The sequence below is a fragment of the Streptomyces sp. NPDC028305 genome (genome assembly GCF_055569495.1).
Genome location: NZ_JBVHTN010000003.1, coordinates 39,029 through 59,243, shown reverse-complemented (window position 1 = coordinate 59,243; position 20,215 = coordinate 39,029). Strand labels below are relative to the sequence as shown.

Sequence of the window (20,215 nt, the reverse complement as noted above, 5' to 3'; positions counted from 1 at the left end):
GCCCCTGACCGGAGAGAACGCCGATCAGGGGCCACCCGACACGTGAGGTCGCGTCAGCCGTCGTTCTCCGCCGAAGGGATGGCGGCGCCCGGCACGTCCTGCGGAGCGTAGATCTTCTTCTCACCCGGGTACGGCTTCGCCCAGTTGTGGGTCTCGTACCACGTGAGATGGTTCATCTGGGCGGGGGGAGCGTAGTCCGGAACGGCGTTGGGACCGGTCAGCCGCTGCTTCGACTTCCACTGGTCCCACTGGGCGGCGACGTTCTTCATGTCCGCCGGCACCGAGGCCGACGGCACGGCCGCCGCCTTCAGGTTCTGCGCCGCGGGGGTGTCCAGACCACAGGAGGGCGGGGTCTTCACACCGTCGGTCAGCGAGGTCCGGTTGGGCAGTGCCTTGAACGGCGTGAAGTCCGGTCGCTGGGTGAACGCCGAGGCCATCGGGGTGGCCGCGGTGTCCTTCTGGTTCATCGGCTGGATCCCGAGGATCTGCTCGATGGTCCGCGCCATGTTGATCTGCGAGTAGTAGTGGCTGTCCACGGTGGAGTGCTTGGCCCAGGGGCTGATGATCTGGACCGGGGCACGGTGGCCGTCGACGTGGTCGAGACCCGCCTGGGAGTCGTCCTCGACGACGAAGATCGCCGAGTCCTTCCAGTACTTGCTGTGCGAGATCTTGTCGACGATCTGGCCCACGGCGAGGTCGTTGTCCGCGACCTGCGAGGCAGGGCTCACCGGACCACCGGTGTGGTCGCTGGAGAGCCAGAACATGTTCAGGTTCGCCGGTCCGTTCTTCTCGAAGTCCTTCTTCCAGATCTGTGCCCGGTAGACGTCCGGGACGCTGGTGTCGAACTTCGGGAAGCCGTGCACCGACACGTCGTTGAGGGACGGGATCGGCGAGGTCGAGTTCAGCGGGTAGGCGGTGTCCTGACCGGTCGCCGCCATGTTCTTGGTGTCGCAGTACAGGTTCTGCCAGCTGGCGCCCGCCGGCTTGGTCAGGAACTGCTGGAACTCACCGAAGTTCCGGACCGACTTGCGGGCCGCCTGCGCACCGGTCCAGATGAAGCCGGTCTTCTGGTGGCCGAGGGCGTCGTCCTCGGTGTCGTAGCTGCGGGTGTACTCACCGGCCGATGACTCGGTGTACTCCGGGTCGTCGGCCTGCATCAGCCAGTTGTGACCCTCGGCGGAGTTGGTGCCGATGTCGTACGTGTTGTCGTACAGGCCGAACTGCTGGGCCAGGGCGTGCTGGTTCGGCGTGACGTTCTCACCGAACTCGGTCAGCGACGGGTCGCCGTTGCCCTGCGGTATGTCACCAAAGACCTGGTCGTAGGTCCGGTTCTCCTTGACGAGCAGGAAGACGTGCTTGATCGTCGAGGGGTCGCCGAGCTTGACCGGGACCGGCACCGGCTTGGCCGGGGAGCCGTCGGACTTCTTGAGCGACGCGCCGTTCCAGCCGTTCTGCTTGAAGACCTTGCCGGTGTAGGACTTGATCACGCTGTCGTCGGGCAGCGTGAACTTCTGCACGCTCGACGTCGTGTCGTGGGTGCCGCGGCCGCCGGTGGCCTTGCGGCGGGCGTCGATGCCACGGGTGTTGGAGACGTACACCTCGTTGCCGGAGGTGGTGATCTCCGAGGGGAAGTAGTCCGTGGGGAGCAGACCGACATAGCTGACCGGCTCCTGCGCGGAGGTGTACTTGTAGACGGCGACGGCGTTGGCGCGGCCGAGGGTCACCAGCAGGTGACCGTCGTCGGTGAGGGTCACCGCGTCGGGCTCGTAGCCCACCTGAGCCTTGGCCCACGGCTGGGTGGAGATGGTCTGGACGACCTTGTCCTTCGCCGTGTCGATGACCGAGACGTTGTTGTCGGCGGTGTTGGTGACGAACACCACGCCGTTCTTGGCGTACACGGCGGTCGGGTGCAGACCGACGTCGATGCTGGAGACCGCGGCGTCCTGGTTCGCCAGGTCGATGACGCTGACCGTGCCGCTGGTGGTGGCAGCGGTCTTCTGGTCGGCGAGTACCTGCGTGCCGTACGAGTTGATCGTGGGCTCGCCGGGCTTGGCGGGGCGACCGCCCTCGTTGCTCACGTAGAGCTTGTCGCCGACGACGACCATGCCGCGCGGGGCGTTGCCCACGTTCCAGCTCTGCTTGATGGTCCCGGTCGCGGCGTCGATGGCGACGACCCGGTTCTGGCCGTTGACCGCGGAGTACGCGGTCTTGCCGTCGGCCGAGAACGCCGCCGCGCCCACCAGGGCGCGCTTGGACCCCTGCGCCGGGATGCTGACGGTCCTCGGGTCGGCGACGCTGCCGTCCGCGTTCACGGTGAACACGGTGTAGCCGTCCGGCTGGCCCAGCCACAGCTGCTTGCCGTCGGGCGAGTACGTCGGGCCTTCCTGGCCCACGTTGTTGCTGCTGATGCGGGGGTTCGACGACGCGGCATTGCTGACGAGCTGCTGCGTCTTCCAGTTCTTCAGGTCCACGATGGCCAGGGCTGCGCCACCGTCGGTGACCGAGGCGGCCATGTGCGTGCCGTCCGGGCTGACCGAGGACGACATGATCTTGCCCTGGTTGATGACAAGCCGGTCGCCGTACGGGGCGATGTACTGGTTGCTGGAGACGACCTGGCCATTCTCGGTGACCTGGCCGACCTGGTCCGTGCCGAACTGGTGGGTCTGCGCGAGCGCCGTGCCGGCGGCCACGAGGGCGACAGCGGTGGTGCCCGCCGTCAACAGCGGCATCCGGCGGCCGATGCGTCTGCCGATGAGGTTGATCCGAGCTTCCTCGACGAGTTTGCGGCGGCGAGTCACCTGCATTGCGTGTTATCCCTTCGGGGTGGTGTCGAGCAGTTCGACGTTGCCGTCGAACTGCCACAGCGGGTTCGGTGCGTCCCCGTCAGGGGTCCGCACCAGGAAGTAGCCGTTCACTTCCTTCGGTCCATCGCCATCGGCCATGAACCGCCCGTCCGGAGTGACGTCGAGTTGGTAGATGGCCTGTCCTGTGCCCTCGACGCCGGGAAGATGCCAGGTCACGACGCAGCGCCAGTCGTTGCCCGGGCCTTGTGCCGCGACCCTGGTGGATCCCTTGTTGCACGATGCCGTCGCCTTCAACTGGGCCTCGGTGACGGCGGGCCGGTTGAGTTGGTCGGTCTGCATGCGGTACAGGTGCGCGAACGCCGTGGCGAGCGAGTGCTGCACCTTGTCCTGCTCGATCCCGGAGCCCGTCGCCGAGGTCGACGCGGCGACGACCGCGAACGACGCGGCGGCCACCCCGACGAGCGGCAGGACTCCGACGGTGATCGCGCGGCGGCCCGAACCGTCGTGGGTCAGGTTGGTGAAGTCGCGCCGTACGAAGAGCACATACGCCAGCGCCGTCGCGACCACGGCCCAGACAAGGCTGACAACGATGCCGATCAGCAGCGGGCCGAGTTGCTGGGGGCTGGTGAACAGGCCGTTCCAGGAGATGAAGGCGTAGCTCGGCAGGGCGACGCGCACGGCCACCGGAAGCGGCAGCATCTGGGCGACCGCCATCGCGAGCGAGACGAGCACGGGCACCAGCAGCCCCATCGGGGACCGTCCCAGCGTGACCGACCCGAGGAGGCCGAGTGCGGCGAGCGCCAGGGTCGGAGCGAGGACGCAGACCCAGGCGAGCAGGACCGAGACGGCGGCGTCCGACGGTGCCAGGAGATGGCCGTCGAGACCGACCAGCGGCTGGTTGCCGACCACGAGGAGGCCGCCGACGGTGCTGGAGACCGCGAGCCCGGCCACGAGCAGCAGCAGGACGGTCAGACTGGCCACCGCCTTCGCCACGAAGATCCGCCGGGGCGAGCGGACCGCCACGAGCAGATGGCGCCAGGTGCCGAGCCGGTCCTCGGAGGCGAACACGTCGCCGGCCACGACCGAGGTCAGCAGCGGGAGCGCCCAGGTCCCCGCGAAACCGAGCATCACCAGCGGCCCGGCCCACCCGGAGGCGAGCATCCAGCGCCCGAAGAGGGTGTCGACGGGAAGCGTGCTCTGCTGGCTCACCCCGGCGACGAAGAGGGCGGGAGCGATCCAGCAGACGAGGACCAGCAGGCGGATTCGCCACTGGGAGACGAGCTTGACGAGCTCGAAGCGACAGGCTCGGGTGACGGGGACGCGACGGCCCTCGGTCACCTGCTCCTCCTCCTGTTCCCGGCTCTGGGCGAGGGTCGCGGTCATCTGTCCGCCTCCTGCTGCTCGGTGAGGGTCAGAAACGCGGCTTCGAGCGGCGACACCACGGGAGTGAGCTCGCGCGGCACGACGCCCTTCTCCACGAGCCGCACCACGAGTTGGTCGAGGGCGGGCACCAGGGCGCGTACGACGAGCAGTTCGGCGTCCTGCCGTATCCCGGCGTCGTCGACGACCTGGATCCCCGGCGTGTCGTCCGCCAGCCGGCGCGCGGCCTGCGGGTCGGAGGTGAGCAGCCGGTAGTCGAGTTCACGGTTCTCGGTGGCCAGCTCGCTCAGCGGGCCGGAGAAGACGACGCGTCCGGCGGCGAGGATGGTCACCTCGGAGCACAGCGCCTCGAGGTCGTCCATGTTGTGGCTGGAGAGCACGACGGCGGTTCCGTCGGCCGCGAGCCGGCTGAGGACACCGTGCACGTGCTTCTTGCCCGCCGGGTCGAGGCCGTTGGACGGTTCGTCGAGCACGAGCAGCCGGGGCTTGGTCAGCAGGGCGGCGGCGAGCCCGAGCCGCTGGCGCATGCCGAGGGAGAAGCCGCGGGTACGGTCGTCGGCGACGTCGGTGAGACCGACCTCGGCGAGTACGTCATCGATCCCCGCCGTGCGCGCGTCGTGGCCGCGGAGCGCGGCCAGCGCGGCGAGGTTCTGCCGTGGGGTGAGCGAGGGGTAGAGAGCGGGGCCGTCCACGAAGCCGGCGACACCGTCGGGAGCGTCGAGTGCCCGCTCGACCGGTGTACCCAGGACCTCCAGGCGACCGCCGTCGGCCACCGCGAGCCCCAGCAGAAGGCCGAGCAACGTCGTCTTTCCGGCGCCGTTCGGTCCGACCAGGCCGTGGATCTGTCCCTGCGTTACATCGAGATCGATGCCGTCCAGGGCGACGACATTACCGAAGCTCTTCGTGATACCGCGAGCCCGGATCGCGCGGAGTTCTTCCATGGGTCCCTTCCTTGAAATGCCTCAAGGACCCTATTGGATTGATCATGCCGCTCATGGGGATGGCGAGTTGAATGTATGTGGAACACGAAGCGACTTGGCATTCTCGGCATCGCCGCCGAACGGAAACCGCCCACGTTTTGACCAGCATCTTTGCTATTACTTGGGCAAAGCTAGATGCTTTCATGAATGAGTTGCAATGGTGAATGTCGCGGTGAATTCCAACCGGGCACGGAGCGGAATTGAGCTGCGGCCTCGGAGTCCCTGCGAGGTTCGGCATGGACCGGCGACGACATGCGGTCGTCGGCCCGGGCCACCGGCGAAGCGACGGCCCCGAATCCGGACGGTTTCCGCCGATCGGGGCCGTCGGAACGGCTCGGGGCCGGGACGTCGTCCGCGGCCCTCAGGGTGTCGTCGGGACTCCCACACCTGGCGTCGTCTCCAGGCGGGCGCGGGCGGCGGCGCCCACGGGTACGGCATCGGTGCCGAGACGGGCCCGGACCAGGCGTACCGGGTGACCACTCACCGGGGGCTCCTCGGCGAGCCCGGCCCGTATGACGGGCTCGAGAAGGTGCCAGGCACCGCTGACGCCGCCACCGATCACCACCGTGGTGATGTCCACCAGGCCCGCTGTCATGACGACCGCCCGCGCGAGCCCGGCGCCGGCCGCGCGGTACACCTCCAGGGCGTCCTCGTCGCCGGACGCGGCCGCGTCAGCGACCTCTCGCGCGGTGAGCCGGCGGCCGGTGCGCTCGGTGAATCGGGCCCCGATGGAACGGCCGGAGGCCAAGGTCTCCAGGTGGCCACGCCCCCCGCAGGTACAGGGCAGGTCGCCGAATCCGGGGATGTGCCCGATCTCGCCGGCCGCACCGTGCGGGCCGGCGAAGAGCCGGCCGTCCGCCCAGAGCGCGCCGCCCACGCCCGTGCCCAGCGCGATGCCGAGAACATCGGGTTCGCCCCGTACCACGCCGCCCGACACCTCCCCGCGCAGGAACGCGTTGACGTCGTTGTCGAGGAACGCGGGAACGCCCAGGGCGTCCTCCACGGAGGCGGTGACGGGGAAGCCCGACCAGCCGCTGAAGGAGTCGCTGGCCACCAGGATGCGGCCCACGGCGGTGTCCACCACCCCGGCCGCGCCGACGCCGGCGCCGATGAGCCGGCCGGGCGTACGCCGCAACAGCGGGGCCAGTACACCGAGCGCGGCGTCGATCATGGCCTGCCCGCCGGAGGCCGCCGGAGTGGTCGTTCCGGCCCGGTCGAGCACCGTGAGGTCGTCGTCGCACAGCACTACCTGGGTCGTGGTCCCGCCGATGTCCACGCCGGCGAACAAGGGGCGGTCGTTCACGCCTCGGCCTCCGTGCGTCCGGCCGCCAAGGTGGCCAGGCGTTCGGCTCTGCGTCCGCGTTGGACCACCGGGTCGGGGACCGGCACGGCGGCCAGCAGCCGCCGGGTGTAGTCGGTTTCCGGGCGCAGCAGCGTCCCACCGGTGGGGCCCTGCTCCTCGATCCGCCCGGCCCGCATGACGGCGACCCGGCGGGCGAAGTGCTGGACGACGGCGAGGTCGTGGGAGACGAACAGGCAGGCGAAGCCCAGCTCGTCCTGTAGTTCCGTGATGACCTTCAGCACGGACTCCTGCACGCTCACGTCGAGCGCGCTGGTGGGCTCGTCGGCGACCAGCAGCCGGGGCTCGAGCACCAGCGCGCGGGCCAGACTGACCCGCTGGCGCTGACCGCCGGACAGCTCGCCGGGGGCGCGCCGGACGATGTCGCGGGGCAGCCGGACCCGGTCGAGCACCGCTTCAACCCTGCTGCGCTGGTCCCGGGCGGACAGTTCACGGCGATGTACCCGCAGCGGCTCGGCGACGCACTCGCCGACCGTCATCCTGGCGTCGAGCGAGGCGACCGGGTCCTGGAGGACCACGCCGATGCCGGACCGCAGCCTGCGGCGGGCACGGGAACGGGTACGGGCCAGATCGGCACCGAACAGCGACACGGTGCCGGACGTCGGCGGGATCAAGCCGAGTGCGACCCGCGCCGCGGTGGACTTGCCGGAGCCCGACTCGCCCACCAGGCCCAGGGTCTCGCCGGGGCGGACGACGAGCGAGATACCGTCCAGGGCGCGCACCGCGCGCTTTCCGCGACCGAACACCACCGAGATGTCGCGGAGTTCGACGACCGGCGCGGTGCCGTCGCCGCTGCCGGACCCGTCGTCCGGGCGGGCCTCGCCGGCAGGCGGGCGCTCGTCGGACTCCGCGACCGACAGCCGGGGCACGGCGGCCAGCAGCCGCCGGGTGTAGTCGTGGGACGGGCGCAGCAGTACGTCCTCGACCGGGCCGGTCTCCACGATCCGGCCCTGGTACATCACGGCGACCCGGTCGGCGAAGTCGGCGACCACACCCATGTTGTGGGTGACGAGCAGGACGCCGGTGCCGGTCTCGGCGGCGAGCCTGCGCAGCAGGTCGAGGATCTCGGCCTGCACGGTGACGTCCAGCGCGGTGGTCGGCTCATCGGCGATCACGAGGGCCGGGTCGTTCGCGATGGCCATGGCGATGACCACCCGCTGGCGCTGGCCCCCGGAGAGCTGGAAGGGGTAGGCGGCCGCGCGTTTCTCCGGCTCGGGGATGCCGACCCTGCGCAGCAGGCCGACGGCGCGAGCGGCGGCGTCCTTGGCGGAGATGTCGTTGTGGTTGCGGATCACCTCGGCGATCTGCTTGCCGATCCGGGTGAGCGGGTCGAGCGCGGTGGCCGGCTCCTGGAACACCATGGAGACGGTCCGGCCGCGCAGCGCGGCGAGCCCTGCCTCGTCGGCGCCGACGATGTCGGTGCCGTCGATCACGGCCCGGCCCGTGGCGCGGGCGTTTCCGGCCAGCAGCCCCATCGCGGCCAGCGCGACGGTGGACTTCCCGGAGCCCGACTCGCCGACCAGAGCGAGGGTCTCACCGGGACGGACGTGCAGGGACACCCCCCGTACGGCGGGAACCTCCGCGGACTCGGTGGTGAAGACGACATCGAGGTCGTCGAGTTCGAGGATCGGCTCGGCCGCCGGGGCGCCGGAGGCCTGGGTGGCGGTCATCCGCGTCCCCTCACGTCGAATGCGTCACGGAGCCCGTCGCCTATCGCGTTGAACGCCCACACCACCAGGATGATGGCCAGGCCGGGCGGCAGGATGAGCCACCAGTAGCCGGAGTAGGCGGCGGTGAGTCCCGCGGAGAGCATGCCGCCCCAGTCGGTGGCCGGCGGCTGAAGGCCCAGGCCCAGGTAGGAGACGTAGGCCACGAGGAGGATGGAGTCGGCGATCTGGAAGGTCGTGGCGACGACGATGGTCGACACGGAGTTGGGCAGGATGTGCCGCAGGATCGCGCGGGCGTGCGTTCCCCCGATGGCCCGCAGGGTCAGTATGTAGTCGCGATTCTTCAGGCTCAGGGTCTCGGCCCGGATGAGCCGGGACGGCACCAGCCATGACACCAGTCCGAGGATGAGGATCAGGCCGGCCAGGCCGGGGGTGGTGATGGCGGAGACCACCAGCAGGATGAAGAGGGCGGGGATGGCGATGCCCGCGTCCACGACCCGCATCATCACCGCGTCGATCCAGCCGCCGGCATAGCCCGCGGCCGCGCCCCACAGGGTGCCGATGACGGTGGCCAGGACGCCTGCGGCGAGACCGACGACCAGCGACACCTTGCCGCCGTACATCAGCCGGCCCAGCTCGTCGTGGCCGACGGCGTCGGTGCCGAGCCAGTGTGCGCCGCTCGGCGAGAGGTTGACCTGCTGGAGGGCGGTGTGGGTCTGGTCCGTGTGATACACCAGCGGGCCCACGAAGCAGAACAGGATGAAGAACACCACGACGCCGAGCCCGGTGACGGCGAGCCGGTTGCGCAGGAAGCGCCGCACCGCGAGCCGGGTGCCGGAGGTCTCACGGGGGGTGTCCGCGGTGCCGGGCGTCTTGGCCGGCTGGATGACGGCGCTCATGTCCGGCCTGCCTTCACTCGGGGATCGATGATCCGCTGGACGATGTCGGCGAGCAGCGTGCCGACCACGGTGGCGACGGAGATGACCAGCACGCAGCCCAGCAGGACCGGGTAGTCGGAGGCCTGTGCGGCGGACCAGAACAGCAGCCCCATACCGGGGTAGTTGAAGAGCTGCTCCACCACCAGCGCACCGCCGAAGAGCACCGGCAGGTAGTAGCCGAGCATGGCGACCACGGGGGTCAGGGAGTTACGGAAGACGTGCCGCCGCAGGATGGCGCGGGAGCGGGAACCCCCGGCCCGCGCCGTCCTGACGTAGTCCTCGGAGAGATTCTCCAAGGTGGCGGCGCGCATGTAGCGGCTGAACACCGCGACCATGGAGGCGGCGCCGGCGGCCACCGGCAGTACCAGGGCCTGCGGGTCGGAGAACACCTGGGCGAGCGAGTCCCCCTGCGGCGCCTGAGACGGGAACCACGGCAGCACCTGGCTGAACACCAGAACCAGGATCAACCCGAGGAAGTACACCGGGGTGGAGTAGGCGATGAAGCTCAGCGTGGTGATGACATAGTCCACCGGCCTGTTGCGGCGCACGGCCTGCCACATTCCCAGCGGGATCGCCAGGAGAAGGCCGATGACCATCGACAGGACGGTCAGGACCAGGGTCTTCGGCAGCCGCTCCCCGATGAGCCGGGAGACCGGCGCGTTCAGGGTGTACGAGGTGCCGAGGTCTCCGTGCAGCAACTGGTTCAGATAGTGGAGGTATTGCGCGGGCAGAGGCTGGTCGAGGCCCTGTTCGTGGTTGAAGTGGGCGATCTGCTGCGCCGTGGCCTGCGGGCCGAGGATGCCGCGGGCGGGACCCCCGGGCAGGGCGTGCAGCAGACCGAAGACCACGATCGTCACGATCACGATCACCACGACGGCCTGGAGAACCCGTCTGATCAGGTACGAAGGAGTACTCATGTGTTTTCCGGTCGCTTCGGCTCAGGAATGCGCTGGGTCACCGGCCGGGCTCACTTGTTCGTCCACTTCCACATGGCGGGGTGGAAGTTGGCGAGCGAGTCCTGGGCGAAACCGCCCAGCCCGTTCTTGACCACGGAGACCTGGTAGTCGGGCTCCGGCAGCCAGATCACCGGCAGGTCCTTGGCCAGCGCGGCGCTGTACTCCTGGACGGCGGCGGGCGACTCGGAGGTGGTGGTCTGTGCGATCAGCTTGTCCACCGCCGGGTTGGAGTAGCTGCCGAAGTTGGAACCGCCGCCGGTCTGGAAGAGTGAGTCGCCGCTGGGGTACGCCGGGAAGTACCAGCTGCCCGCGGTGCCGAAGAAGGACAGCTGCCACTTGCAACCCGGGTCACCGGACTTGCACTGGCCGGACTGCGAGAGCACGGAGTTGACGGGGGCCGTCTTGATGGTGAACTTGATGCCGGTCTTCGAGAAGGAGGACTGCAGCGCGCTCATCATGTTGTCGGTCACGGTCGAACCGGACTGGGACAGCACCTGCATCTCGAACTTGGTGCCCTTGGCGACGCCCGAGCCGCACTGGTCGTCGCCGCTGCCCGCGTCGGTGCACACCATGGTGCCGTTCTGCTCGCTCCAGCCGTGCGAGGTCAGCAGCTGCTTCGCCTTGGCGGTGTCGAACGGGTACGGGTTCTTCTTCTGCTCCGGAGAGACGAAGTCGGAGGCCTGTCCCTGGGGGATCGGGCCGTAGGTGGGGACCGCGGTGCCGTTGAAGATCACCTTCGACAGACTGGTCTGGTCGACCGACATCTGGATCGCCTGGCGGGCGTAGAGCTGCTTGAAGACGGCGCCCATGGCCGGGTTGTTGAAGTTGTAGGGCATATAGGTGATCGCCCAGCCCGCCCACGGTTTGACCGTGTAGCCCTTCGACTTGAAGGACGCCTCCTGGCTGAGGTCCGTGGCGTTGATGTAGCCGTAGTCGACCGTGCCCGCCCGCAGCGCGTTCGCCTCGGCGTCGGTCGTGGTGAACGGCAGCAGGTTGACGTGTTTGATGTTGGCCTTGCCGCCGCCGTCGTACTTGGCGTTGGCGGTCAGTTCGACCCTGCCCGCGGTGGAGAAGGACTTGAGGGTGTAGGGACCGCTGACGGTCTTCCACAGCGGGTCGGTGGCGTAACCGGAGATGTTCTTGGCGGCCTTGTTGAGGTACGTCCAGACCTTCTTGGCGCCGGCGGCGGTGCGGTCCAGGTCGGAGACGGCATCGGAGTCGCCGGTCTTGTCCCAGACGTGCTGCGGCATCGGGCGGATCATGCTCAACTCGTTGGCGAGCATCCACTGCTTGTTGTACGCCTTGTCGAACGCGATGGTGAAGTGAGTGTCGTCGACGATCTTCAGCGAGGTCCAGTTGTCCGGCGCCTTGCCCGGGCTGTAGTTTGCCCAGTCGGCCTTATTGGCCTTGATCAGGTTGAACCAGAACTCGACGTCGCGCGAGGTGATCGGCTTGCCGTCACTCCAGTGCCGGTTGCCGAGGGTGATCGTGACGCTCTTGCCGTCCTTGGCGAAGTCCGCCGCGGTGGCGAGGGAGTTGTCCTTGTTCCAGCCGACCTCGCCGGTGGAGCCGTCATAGGCGATCAGCGGCTCCCAGAGGGACTGGGATATGGAGGAGTTGTTGGTGTTGAGGTGCGAGGCCGTGCCAACCGGGAGGATCCAGTTCGGCGTGAAGTTGGCCGGGAGCGCGTAGTTGATGGTGTCCGTCGAGTGTCCGCCGGACGACGAGGTGCCGCCCCCGGAACAGCCGGTGAGCAGTGCGCCGGACATGACGGCGGCACCCGCGACGAGGGCCCAGCGGCGGCCGGTCGCCGTATGAGCAAGGAACATGGCTCTCCTCGGAGTGAAAGGACCCGTGTGTGCCCCATTGGCCTGGGGCGGGCGCCGCGGGGATCGGCGCTGCGACGACAGTCAACGTCTCACGTGCTGATTAAACAAACAAGAATTAGTAAAAAGTAAGTTTCTGCGAGTTCGACAGAACTCTCCGAAGCCCTGTCCAGGTAGCGAAAACGCCATCTTTGATCCGGTTTGTCACGCTGTTGATCGCGGCATTGCCGTCCGGGAAGCGGTTCACGTACGCATTGCGCGGGCGTACTGTCTTCGTCACACCCACCGTTGCGGAAGTTACTTCGTACATGACTGAAATAAGTGCGCGGAACCGTCAGTCGGCGAAGGGGAGTTCCTCCCTCGCCGCCCGCGTCCTCGAACTCGTGGCCTCGGGCCAGGCCTCGTCACGCGCCGAGCTCGCCGCCCTGCTCGGTGCCGCCCCCTCGACCATCTCCCTCACCGTGGGGCAGCTGGTCGAGCGCGGGCTGATCGCCGAGGAAGGCACCCAGTCGTCCACCGGCGGGCGCCCCCGCAAGGTCCTGCGGCTGGGCGGCACCGACGAGTTCGCCGTCGCCGCCGACCTCGGCGGCCGGCATGCCCGGATCGGTGTGGCGCTGCCCGGCGGCCGGCTCGAGAAGGTCTCCACCGTTCCGTTCGTCATCGCCGACGGCCCCGAGCAGGCTCTGCCACGGCTCGCCGACACGCTGGAGGCCCTGGCCGAGGAACACGGACGCGACCGGATGTGCGGTGTCGGCCTGTCCCTGCCGGGCCCCGTCGACATCCGATCCGGAGCCGCCATGCTGCCGTCGCGGATGCCGGGGTGGAACCGCTTCCCGGTCGCCACCTGGCTGGAGGAACGCTTCGGCGTCCCGACCGCGGTGGACAACGACGCCAACTGCATGGCGATGGGCGAGCACACCGTCCGGCCCGCCGAACACCGACAGTCGATCATGGTGAAGATCGGCTCGGCGATCGGCGCCGGCGTCATCGTCGACGGTCGCCTCTACCGGGGCGCTACCGGCGCCGCCGGCGACATCACCCACATCCGGATCGACGGCGCCGCCGACATCCCCTGCTCCTGCGGCAAGACGGGCTGTCTGGAGACCGTGGCCTCCGGCGCCGCCCTGGTGCGCATCCTGCGCGAGCGCGGCGCCGACGTCAGCAGCCTCGAGGACGTCGTGGGCCTCGCCGCCGACGCCGACCCCGAGGCCACCCGCGCGGTCCGCCGAGCCGGAGAACACCTCGGGCAGGTGCTCGCCGCCAACGTCAACTTCTTCAACCCGGACGCCGTCTACCTCGGCGGCATCCTCTCCACCCTGGAACCCTTCGTCGCCGCGGTCCGCAGCCAGCTCTACGACAGCTGCCACCCGCTGGTCACCGAGCACCTCACGATCGAGCGGGCCAGCCTCGGCGTCGACGCCGGAGTCGTCGGGGCCGGACAGTTCGCCCTGCAACGCGCCATGGCGCACGCCCTGCGCAACGTCGGCGGCACCGGGCTCGGTGTCGAGCACCTCGGCCCCGCCGCACACCGCACCCCCTGACGCACCACAACCCGCACGAGGAGCCATGCCGGAAACCCGTACCGCATCCCGCACCGCCGCCCGCCCGGTCATCGCCATCGCCGGGCTGGGCATCGAGTCGTCCACCTTCTCCCCGGCCCGCACCGAGGCCCCCGCCTTCCACCCCTCGCGGGGTGCCGACGTGCTCGGCCGCTACCCCTTCCTCGCGCCCGGCGAGGAACTGCGCGAGGCCGCCGACTGGCACGGCGCCCTGGTGGGCAAGTCGCTGCCCGGCGGCATGGTCACCGCCGCCGCCTGGTCCGCACTCACCGACGAACTCATCGACCGCCTGGCCGCACTGCCCCGGCTCGACGGTCTCTGGTACGACATCCACGGCGCGATGACCGTGGAGGGCGTCGAGGACGCCGAGGCCGTCCTGCTGGAACGCATCCGTGCCACCGTCGGCCCCGACGTGATCGTCTCCACCTCGATGGACCTGCACGGCAACGTCTCCCGCGAACTCGCCCACCGCAGCGACCTCATCACCTGCTACCGGATGGCCCCGCACGAGGACCACATGGAGACCAAGGAGCGCGCCGTGCGCAACCTGGTCGACCTGCTCGCCTCCGGCGCCCCCCGGCCGGTGAAGGCATGGGTACCCGTCCCGGTGCTGCTGGCCGGAGAGCAGACCTCCACCCGCATCGAGCCCGCCAGGAGCGTGTACGCGGCGGTCGACGAGGTCGAGGCCATGGACGGGGTGACCGACGCGGCGATATGGGTCGGCTACGCCTGGGCCGACGAACCACGCAACCGCGCGGCCGTCGTCGTCACCGGCCCCGACCGGAACGCCGTGTCGTCAGGCGCCGAACGCCTCGCCCGCGGCTTCTGGGAGGCCCGTCACGACTTCGACTTCGTCGCCCCGACCGGTACCTTCGACGACCTCCTCGATGAGGCCCTGCGCTCGCAGCACCGGCCGTACTTCATCAGCGACACCGGCGACAACCCCACCGCGGGCGGCGCCGGCGACGTCACCTGGGGCCTGACCAGGCTGCTGGAGCGCCCGGAGTTCCAGAAGGACGACGGCCCGACCGTCCTGTACGCCTCGGTGCCCGGCCCCGCCGCCGTGGACACCGCGGTCGCCGCCGGCGTGGGCGCCACCGTCACCGTCACCGCCGGAGCCGAGGTGGACGACCGGCACGCCGGTCCCGTCACCCTCACCGGCGTGGTCCACGCGATCCGGCACGGCGACCGCGACGCCGAGACCGAGGTCGTGGTCCGAGTCGGCAGCGTGTACGCGATCCTGACCCGGCAGCGCAAGCCCTACCACCACGAACACGACTTCGCCGACCTGGACCTCGACCCCCGCTCCGCCGACGTGGTCATCGTGAAGATCGGCTACCTGGAGCCCGAGCTGTTCGACATGGCGGCGGCGTGGAAGATGGCCCTCACACCGGGTGGTGTCGACCAGGACCTGGTGCGGCTCGGTCACCAGCGCATCCGTCGGCCCATGTTCCCCTTCGACCCCGACATGGCCGACCCGGATCTGACGGCCCGGATCGTCCCGGCCTCCGACCAGCCGCTCACCGGGGACGACGAGTGACCGGCCGCACGCCGGGAACCACCCTCGAGATCGCGGTCACCTCCCCGGCGGGTGCCCGTGCCGCCCGCGACCACGGTGCGGACCGGGTCGAGCTGTGCACCGGGCTCGAACTGGGCGGCCTGACCCCGTCGGCGGCCTCGGTGGAGGCGGCCGCGGCCGTCGGGCCGCCGGTGCACGCTCTGGTGCGGTGCCGTCCCGGTGACTTCGTGTACGACGCCGAGGAGATCGCCCTGATGGTCGCCGAGGTTCGCTCGGTGGTCGCCTCGGGCGCCTCGGGCGTGGTGGTCGGTGCGCTGACTGCCGAAGGCCTCCTGGACACCGACGCCGTCACCCGCCTGACCGACGCCGCCCATGAGGCGGCCTCGAACCACGACCGCTCCGTGGACGTCACCCTGCACCGCGCGATCGACCAGTCCGCCGACCCGGTCGCCACCGCGGCGCTGCTCCCCTCACTGGGGATCACCCGCGTTCTCACCTCCGGCGGCGCGGCGACCGCGGCCGACGGGGCGACCACGCTTGCCGCGATGGTCACCGCGGCCCCTGGTGTGCAGGTCATGGCAGGCGGCGGCGTCCGCACCGCTGACATCCCCGCCCTGGTGGCCGCGGGGGTCGCCGCAGTGCACCTCTCAGCCAAGACCCGGGCCGAGCCCCGGCGCGGCGGTGCGTGGATACCTCTCGGAGCCGCGGGAGCCTCTGCCCTCCAGGACACCCACTTCGTCACCGACCCGAAGGTGGTGGCCGAGGCCCGGCAGGCACTGGACGCCGCACGGACCACCGGCCGCCCGGACCGTCCCGACGACGATACGGCGTGACCCCGAACCCGAGGCGTGCGTGGGAGTCGTGAAGAGTTCGCGCGCGATTCTCGGGATTCGGTGACGGGAGCGGAAGACTTGGAGGGCTCAATCGGCGCTTTCGAACTGGTCGGGCGCCGACCCATGCGAGGGGAGATCGGTCAACGATGTTCACTCTGGTACGGAGCAGAGTACGGACGGCCGCGTTCGCGCTCTCGGCGGTCGCGGCCCTCGCCTTCGGCGGGACCGCCGCGACCGCCGCGACCGGCGCGGCAGCGGCCCCCGCTGCCGCGAAACAGGGTCCGACCTCGGTGGCGTACGTCGAGGTGAACAACAACAGCATGCTGAACGTCGGCAAGTACACCCTCGCCAACGGCGGCGGCAACGTCTTCGACGTCGCCGTGGTCTTCGCGGCGAACATCAACTACGACACGGGTACGAAGTCGGCGTATCTGCACTTCAACGAGAACGTACAGCGCGTCCTCGACAACGCCGCCACGCAGATACGGCCGTTGCAGCAGAAGGGCATCAAGGTCGTCCTCTCGGTGCTCGGCAACCATCAGGGCGCGGGCTTCGCCAACTTCCCGTCCCAGCAAGATGCTTCGACGTTCGCGAAAAAACTGTCGGACGCCGTGGCCAAGTACGGCCTCGACGGCATCGACTTCGATGACGAGTACGCCGAATACGGCAACAACGGCACAGGCCAGCCCAACGACAGCTCGTTCGTGCACCTGGTGACGGCGCTGCGCGCGAACATGCCGGGCAAGATCATCAGCCTCTACAACATCGGCCCGGCCGCGTCGCGCCTCTCCTACGGCGGCGTCGACGTCTCGTCCAAGTTCGACTACGCCTGGAACCCGTACTACGGCAGCTGGCAGGTTCCCCGCGTGGCACTGCCGAAGTCGAAGCTGTCGCCGGCGGCTGTCGAGATCGGCCGGACTTCGCAGAGCACGGCCGCCGACCTTGCCCGCCGCACCGTCAGCGAGGGGTACGGCGTCTATCTGACGTACAACCTCGACGGCGCCGATCGCAGCGCCGATGTCTCCGCGTTCACCAGGGAACTGTACGGCAGCAACGCCGTCTACACGCGGTAAGGCGAGGTGCTGTCTCTCCTCGCCGTGTGAGTACCCGATAGACGACGGTGCCTGACCGGGGCTGTCCCCGGTCAGGCACTGCGGGTGCCGTAGGTCTCACCGCCGCGGCGGCCGCCGGCCGGCCGCGTCTTCAATCCGGGTGGCCGCGGTCGGCTGACGCGGGTGATGTCGGACCCAGGTAGGAGACGGCGCCACCCGCTCCTACTGCGATAGCGCACAGTACGGGGATCGGGCTTTTCGAAGTGCACAAGAGGAGGAGTGGCTCAGCCGCGAGGCTGTCCGAGCACGGGCCGGCCCGTGAGGAGAAATGCCGCGATGCCGACGTCAGCGATGGTGACCACGTCGGTGTCGTGGACGCTGAGTGCCTGTGCGTCGAGGTCCATGCCCAACTGTTTGGAGGCGGCCTTGATGTGGCTGCGGACCGTCGGGTCCGACAGGTTCAGGGCCTGCGCGGTGGCGGGAATCGAGAGGTCGTTCTCCAGCCATGCGGACACGGTGGTCAGCAGGTCCCTGTTCTGAGGGTCCGAGCGCAGTTTGCTCAGCCGCTGTTCGGCCCACTCCTGGACGGTGTCGCCGGCCGCGGCGATGAGTCCGGCGAAGTCGGGAGCCGGCTCGGGCGTGAAGTCATCCGAGGTCGGCAGCGCAAGAAGGTTGAATGCGAGGAGCAACAGGACGCGGTTGTTGACGCTGTTGAGGTCGAGTCCCAGGAGGTGTCCGGCGCGGCTCAAGCGGCCCCGCAGGGTGTTGCGGTGGATGCCCAAGGCCTTGGACGCCTCGACCGGCTTGTACGAGAGGCCGGTGGGCAGGGTCTGAAGCAGCAACGTGTGCTAGGGCTTCAGCAGCGGGGCAAGAAGCGCTTGTGCCCAGGCGGACGCCTTGTTCCTGGGGAGCAACGGGGCGATCTTCGGGTCCGCGCCGACCGCGACCCGTTCAGGGGAATGCGCTGCCACGAGAACGGCATGCGCGGCTTCCGCGTAGCCCGCACCCGCGGCGTCGAGCGGGTACGGCGTGCTCACTCCCATGGCCAGCCCCCGACGGGCGCCGATCAGATGGCCGAGATCGGACTCGACCCCTGCGTCTTCGCGGGCCGGAGTCACCACGATGATGTGCTGGTCCTTGCCGGGGCAGGGGGAGACCAGTGATCTGCGCCCCATGTGCTTCAGGCACCACTGGAGGTGCGGGTCGCGAGCCTGGCTGCCGGTGTCGATGATCCGGACGCGGACCAGCTCGGTGTCCATCAGAGCAGGTGCGATCAGACCGGCGATGACCTGCGTCTTGAGCACCTCTCCACCGAACAGCAGCTGGGTTGCGGCCTGATGGACTGAACGGGAGGCGAGCACGGCGGACTGGGCGGCTTGGTGTTCGAGCCGGGCCTGCTCACACAGACCCAGGAGTTTTGCCGCGTACCGGAGCAATTTCCCGGCCGTCGACTCGAACGCGCGGCGGGAGGCGACAGCCAGCAGTACACCATCTTCCGCACCGAGGACCCGGACGAGCTGTGTGTGTTCGGCATCGGAGCCGTCGGTACCGGCCGCTGAGTCGGCCGCTACAAGGGAGCGGGCCAGATTGGCCGGGCCGGCCGGGGCTACGGCGAAGGCTCCTCTTTCGCCGGAACCGGCGGCGACATCCGCGCCCAGCGCGTCGGACAACCAGCGCACGATGCGACTGGCCGCCTCCGGGTTGGCCAGCTGGGACGGCAACGCGTTGAGCAGCGACTCAAGCTGCTCGACCTGTCGCTCGGCGACGAGGGCCCGTTGCCGCTGTAGATCCTCGTTGATCCCCGCCCACTCGCTGTCGGCGGCCGTGACGAGGAGCGGAAACTCCAGCCGCTGCGCCAGCGTACGGATGCTGGGCGGTATGGCCGGTACACCGCCGGGCGAGTGCAGTGCCAGGCCCGATGCTCTGCGTTGCTTGAGGTACCGCAGTAGTTGATCAAGGGCCCCCGACGCCCGCTCATCGAGGTCGTCGGGCAGCCTCACCAGGGCCAGCGCACCTTGGGCGGGCGACTTCGTGGCCTGGTCAGGCGCTTGTGTCAGTGGCACCGCACAGACGCTGGTCACCCGGTTCTCCGCGCAGGCGCGGCCCTGCCGCGGGTCCACGAAGAGCAGCCCGAGGTCCGGCCTTCCGGACGTCAGGTATCCCAGGGTGGGCATGCTCCGTCCCCCTTCACTTCACGCTCTCGGTGCCCGACGCCGCCCGCGCAGCTGCGCGCCGGTCCGGCAAGGGTTCCGTTACTCAATCACACCGTATGTGCGCCGTGGCCCCTGACAAACCCAACGTGGGCCGCCCCGATCGTGGCGGTACCGGCCATCGGCGGTACCGGCACGATCGGGGCGCCGCCTACCGTCTGCTGCCGGCCTGGCGGCCCGGCCTCACTTCAGGTGCCGGCCGAAGAACCGGTCCCCGTCCTCCACCTCGAACCATGGGGTGCCGGTGTGCCCGCCCAGATTGGCGTGCAGCGTCTTCTCCTTGGTGCCGAAGGCGTCGAACAGGTCCAGGGCCCGCTGCCGGGGGTTCCCTTCGTCGTCCCACTGGAGCAGGAACAGCAGCGGAATGGTGACCTGCCGGGCCTCCTCGCGTTGGGCGCGGGGCACGTAACCCCCGGCGAAGAAACCGGCGGCCGCGACGCGCGGCTCGACCACCGCCAGCCGAATGCCGACGGCGGTCCAGCCCGAGTACCCGACCGGGCCGCCGATCTCGGGCAGCGAAAGGAGGGCGTCCAGGGTGGTCCGCCATTCCGGGACCGCCTTTTCGACCAGCGGGCCGATGAAGGACTCGAAGATCTCATCGACCGGCTCGCCGGCCTGCATCGCCCGGCGGAGGTCGGCGCGGGCCTGCTCGTCGGCGGCGGAACGGGGCCGGTCACCGCACCCGGAGGCGTCGATGGTGGCCACCGCGTAGCCGTACGCCGCGGACTGCCGGGCCCGGGCCACCAGCCGGGGTTCCCTCTTGGGCAGGCCGTTGTTGTGGGCCATCAGGATCAGCGGGGCCGGCGCGGTGGATCCAGGCGTCCACAGGGTGCCGGGGATCTCGCCGAGGGTGAATTCGCGCTCGAGGATGCCGTCGTCGAGGCGCTGTTCGGACGTGAATTGCATGGTCGTGCCTTTCGGGAGTGCTCTTGAACGGCGCTCCCGGACGACCTATCGCCCGACCGTGACCCCGGAGGGAAGCACCCATGTCGATACGTTCACGGGTACCACCTCCTCATTCTCTCGCACGGCCTCCGGAAAGGTAGCAGTGGTCGCCGTGGTCCGCCAACAGGTTTTCGCGGAGGCTCCGGGGCCCACCGCGAACGCGGTCACGCTCAGCCGGCAAGGCCG

The 20,215-nt window shown here is 69.5% G+C and carries 15 protein-coding genes; 4 read left to right on the top strand and 11 right to left on the bottom strand.

The annotated features are described in order from the left end of the window. Window positions 1-53: 53 nt before the first annotated feature. The 8 genes from ACZ4WQ_RS11620 to ACZ4WQ_RS11585 form a co-directional block, all read right to left on the bottom strand. Entirely contained in the window at window positions 54-2,804 is a 2,751-nt protein-coding gene (locus tag ACZ4WQ_RS11620) for a phosphoesterase (protein ID WP_398372641.1), read from the bottom strand. Between the two features lie 6 nt (window positions 2,805-2,810). Continuing rightward, window positions 2,811-4,187 (bottom strand): ABC transporter permease, encoded by a 1,377-nt coding sequence (locus ACZ4WQ_RS11615; protein ID WP_398372643.1) that lies wholly within the window; start codon window positions 4,185-4,187, stop codon window positions 2,811-2,813. Then, on the bottom strand, window positions 4,184-5,125 hold the full coding sequence (locus ACZ4WQ_RS11610; protein WP_398372645.1) for an ABC transporter ATP-binding protein: 942 nt from the start codon (window positions 5,123-5,125) through the stop codon (window positions 4,184-4,186). The genes ACZ4WQ_RS11615 and ACZ4WQ_RS11610 overlap by 4 nt, the downstream gene beginning before the upstream one ends. 400 nt (window positions 5,126-5,525) lie before the next feature. Beyond that, window positions 5,526-6,452, bottom strand: coding sequence for an ROK family protein (locus tag ACZ4WQ_RS11605; protein ID WP_398373009.1), 927 nt, complete (start codon window positions 6,450-6,452; stop codon window positions 5,526-5,528). Between the two features lie 11 nt (window positions 6,453-6,463). After that, window positions 6,464-8,194 carry a dipeptide ABC transporter ATP-binding protein gene (locus ACZ4WQ_RS11600; RefSeq protein ID WP_398372647.1) on the bottom strand — a complete coding sequence of 577 codons (1,731 nt, stop codon included), beginning with the start codon at window positions 8,192-8,194 and terminating at the stop codon, window positions 6,464-6,466. Then, the gene (locus ACZ4WQ_RS11595; protein WP_311721538.1) at window positions 8,191-9,090 is read right to left on the bottom strand and encodes an ABC transporter permease; all 900 of its coding nucleotides are present in this window, start codon (window positions 9,088-9,090) and stop codon (window positions 8,191-8,193) included. The genes ACZ4WQ_RS11600 and ACZ4WQ_RS11595 overlap by 4 nt, the downstream gene beginning before the upstream one ends. Beyond that, complete coding sequence (locus ACZ4WQ_RS11590; protein WP_311721539.1) at window positions 9,087-10,046, bottom strand: ABC transporter permease; 960 nt, start codon at window positions 10,044-10,046, stop codon at window positions 9,087-9,089. Before ACZ4WQ_RS11590 ends, ACZ4WQ_RS11595 begins: the two co-directional genes overlap by 4 nt. Window positions 10,047-10,096: 50 nt before the next feature. Next, complete coding sequence (locus tag ACZ4WQ_RS11585; RefSeq protein ID WP_311721540.1) at window positions 10,097-11,914, bottom strand: peptide ABC transporter substrate-binding protein; 1,818 nt, start codon at window positions 11,912-11,914, stop codon at window positions 10,097-10,099. Between the two features lie 305 nt (window positions 11,915-12,219). Here ACZ4WQ_RS11585 and ACZ4WQ_RS11580 point away from each other — a divergent pair, with 305 nt between their 5' ends. From ACZ4WQ_RS11580 to ACZ4WQ_RS11565, 4 genes are all read left to right on the top strand, one after another. Continuing rightward, window positions 12,220-13,452, top strand: a complete 1,233-nt coding sequence (locus tag ACZ4WQ_RS11580; RefSeq protein ID WP_311721541.1) for an ROK family protein — start codon at window positions 12,220-12,222, stop codon at window positions 13,450-13,452. Window positions 13,453-13,477: 25 nt separating this feature from the next. Continuing rightward, window positions 13,478-15,010, top strand: a complete 1,533-nt coding sequence (locus ACZ4WQ_RS11575) for a M81 family metallopeptidase (RefSeq protein ID WP_398372651.1) — start codon at window positions 13,478-13,480, stop codon at window positions 15,008-15,010. Beyond that, entirely contained in the window at window positions 15,007-15,822 is an 816-nt protein-coding gene (locus ACZ4WQ_RS11570) for a copper homeostasis protein CutC (RefSeq protein ID WP_385342689.1), read from the top strand. Before ACZ4WQ_RS11575 ends, ACZ4WQ_RS11570 begins: the two co-directional genes overlap by 4 nt. 146 nt (window positions 15,823-15,968) lie before the next feature. Then, the gene (locus ACZ4WQ_RS11565; RefSeq protein WP_311721544.1) at window positions 15,969-16,895 is read left to right on the top strand and encodes an endo-beta-N-acetylglucosaminidase H; all 927 of its coding nucleotides are present in this window, start codon (window positions 15,969-15,971) and stop codon (window positions 16,893-16,895) included. Window positions 16,896-17,158: 263 nt separating this feature from the next. Here the strand turns inward: ACZ4WQ_RS11565 and ACZ4WQ_RS11560 are convergent, their stop codons facing one another. The 3 genes from ACZ4WQ_RS11560 to ACZ4WQ_RS11550 all read right to left on the bottom strand — a co-directional run bounded on the left by ACZ4WQ_RS11560 (window position 17,159) and on the right by ACZ4WQ_RS11550 (window position 19,990). Then, window positions 17,159-17,716, bottom strand: a complete 558-nt coding sequence (locus tag ACZ4WQ_RS11560) for a helix-turn-helix domain-containing protein (RefSeq protein ID WP_398372654.1) — start codon at window positions 17,714-17,716, stop codon at window positions 17,159-17,161. A gap of 6 nt (window positions 17,717-17,722) precedes the next feature. Then, window positions 17,723-19,048, bottom strand: a complete 1,326-nt coding sequence (locus ACZ4WQ_RS11555) for a hypothetical protein (protein ID WP_398372656.1) — start codon at window positions 19,046-19,048, stop codon at window positions 17,723-17,725. Between the two features lie 219 nt (window positions 19,049-19,267). Further along, window positions 19,268-19,990 (bottom strand): dienelactone hydrolase family protein, encoded by a 723-nt coding sequence (locus ACZ4WQ_RS11550; protein ID WP_311721553.1) that lies wholly within the window; start codon window positions 19,988-19,990, stop codon window positions 19,268-19,270. Between the last annotated feature and the right edge of the window lie 225 nt (window positions 19,991-20,215).

Excerpts from the sequence above, each read along its gene's own strand:
- ACZ4WQ_RS11620 (WP_398372641.1), bottom strand. The coding sequence starts at position 2,804 with ATGCAGGTGACTCGCCGCCGCAAACTCGTCGAGGAAGCTCGGATCAAC.
- ACZ4WQ_RS11615 (WP_398372643.1), bottom strand. The coding sequence starts at position 4,187 with ATGACCGCGACCCTCGCCCAGAGCCGGGAACAGGAGGAGGAGCAGGTG.
- ACZ4WQ_RS11610 (WP_398372645.1), bottom strand. The coding sequence starts at position 5,125 with ATGGAAGAACTCCGCGCGATCCGGGCTCGCGGTATCACGAAGAGCTTC.
- ACZ4WQ_RS11600 (WP_398372647.1), bottom strand. The coding sequence starts at position 8,194 with ATGACCGCCACCCAGGCCTCCGGCGCCCCGGCGGCCGAGCCGATCCTC.
- ACZ4WQ_RS11595 (WP_311721538.1), bottom strand. The coding sequence starts at position 9,090 with ATGAGCGCCGTCATCCAGCCGGCCAAGACGCCCGGCACCGCGGACACC.
- ACZ4WQ_RS11590 (WP_311721539.1), bottom strand. The coding sequence starts at position 10,046 with ATGAGTACTCCTTCGTACCTGATCAGACGGGTTCTCCAGGCCGTCGTG.
- ACZ4WQ_RS11585 (WP_311721540.1), bottom strand. The coding sequence starts at position 11,914 with ATGTTCCTTGCTCATACGGCGACCGGCCGCCGCTGGGCCCTCGTCGCG.
- ACZ4WQ_RS11580 (WP_311721541.1), top strand. The coding sequence starts at position 12,220 with ATGACTGAAATAAGTGCGCGGAACCGTCAGTCGGCGAAGGGGAGTTCC.
- ACZ4WQ_RS11575 (WP_398372651.1), top strand. The coding sequence starts at position 13,478 with ATGCCGGAAACCCGTACCGCATCCCGCACCGCCGCCCGCCCGGTCATC.
- ACZ4WQ_RS11565 (WP_311721544.1), top strand. The coding sequence starts at position 15,969 with ATGTTCACTCTGGTACGGAGCAGAGTACGGACGGCCGCGTTCGCGCTC.
- ACZ4WQ_RS11555 (WP_398372656.1), bottom strand. The coding sequence starts at position 19,048 with ATGCCCACCCTGGGATACCTGACGTCCGGAAGGCCGGACCTCGGGCTG.
- ACZ4WQ_RS11550 (WP_311721553.1), bottom strand. The coding sequence starts at position 19,990 with ATGCAATTCACGTCCGAACAGCGCCTCGACGACGGCATCCTCGAGCGC.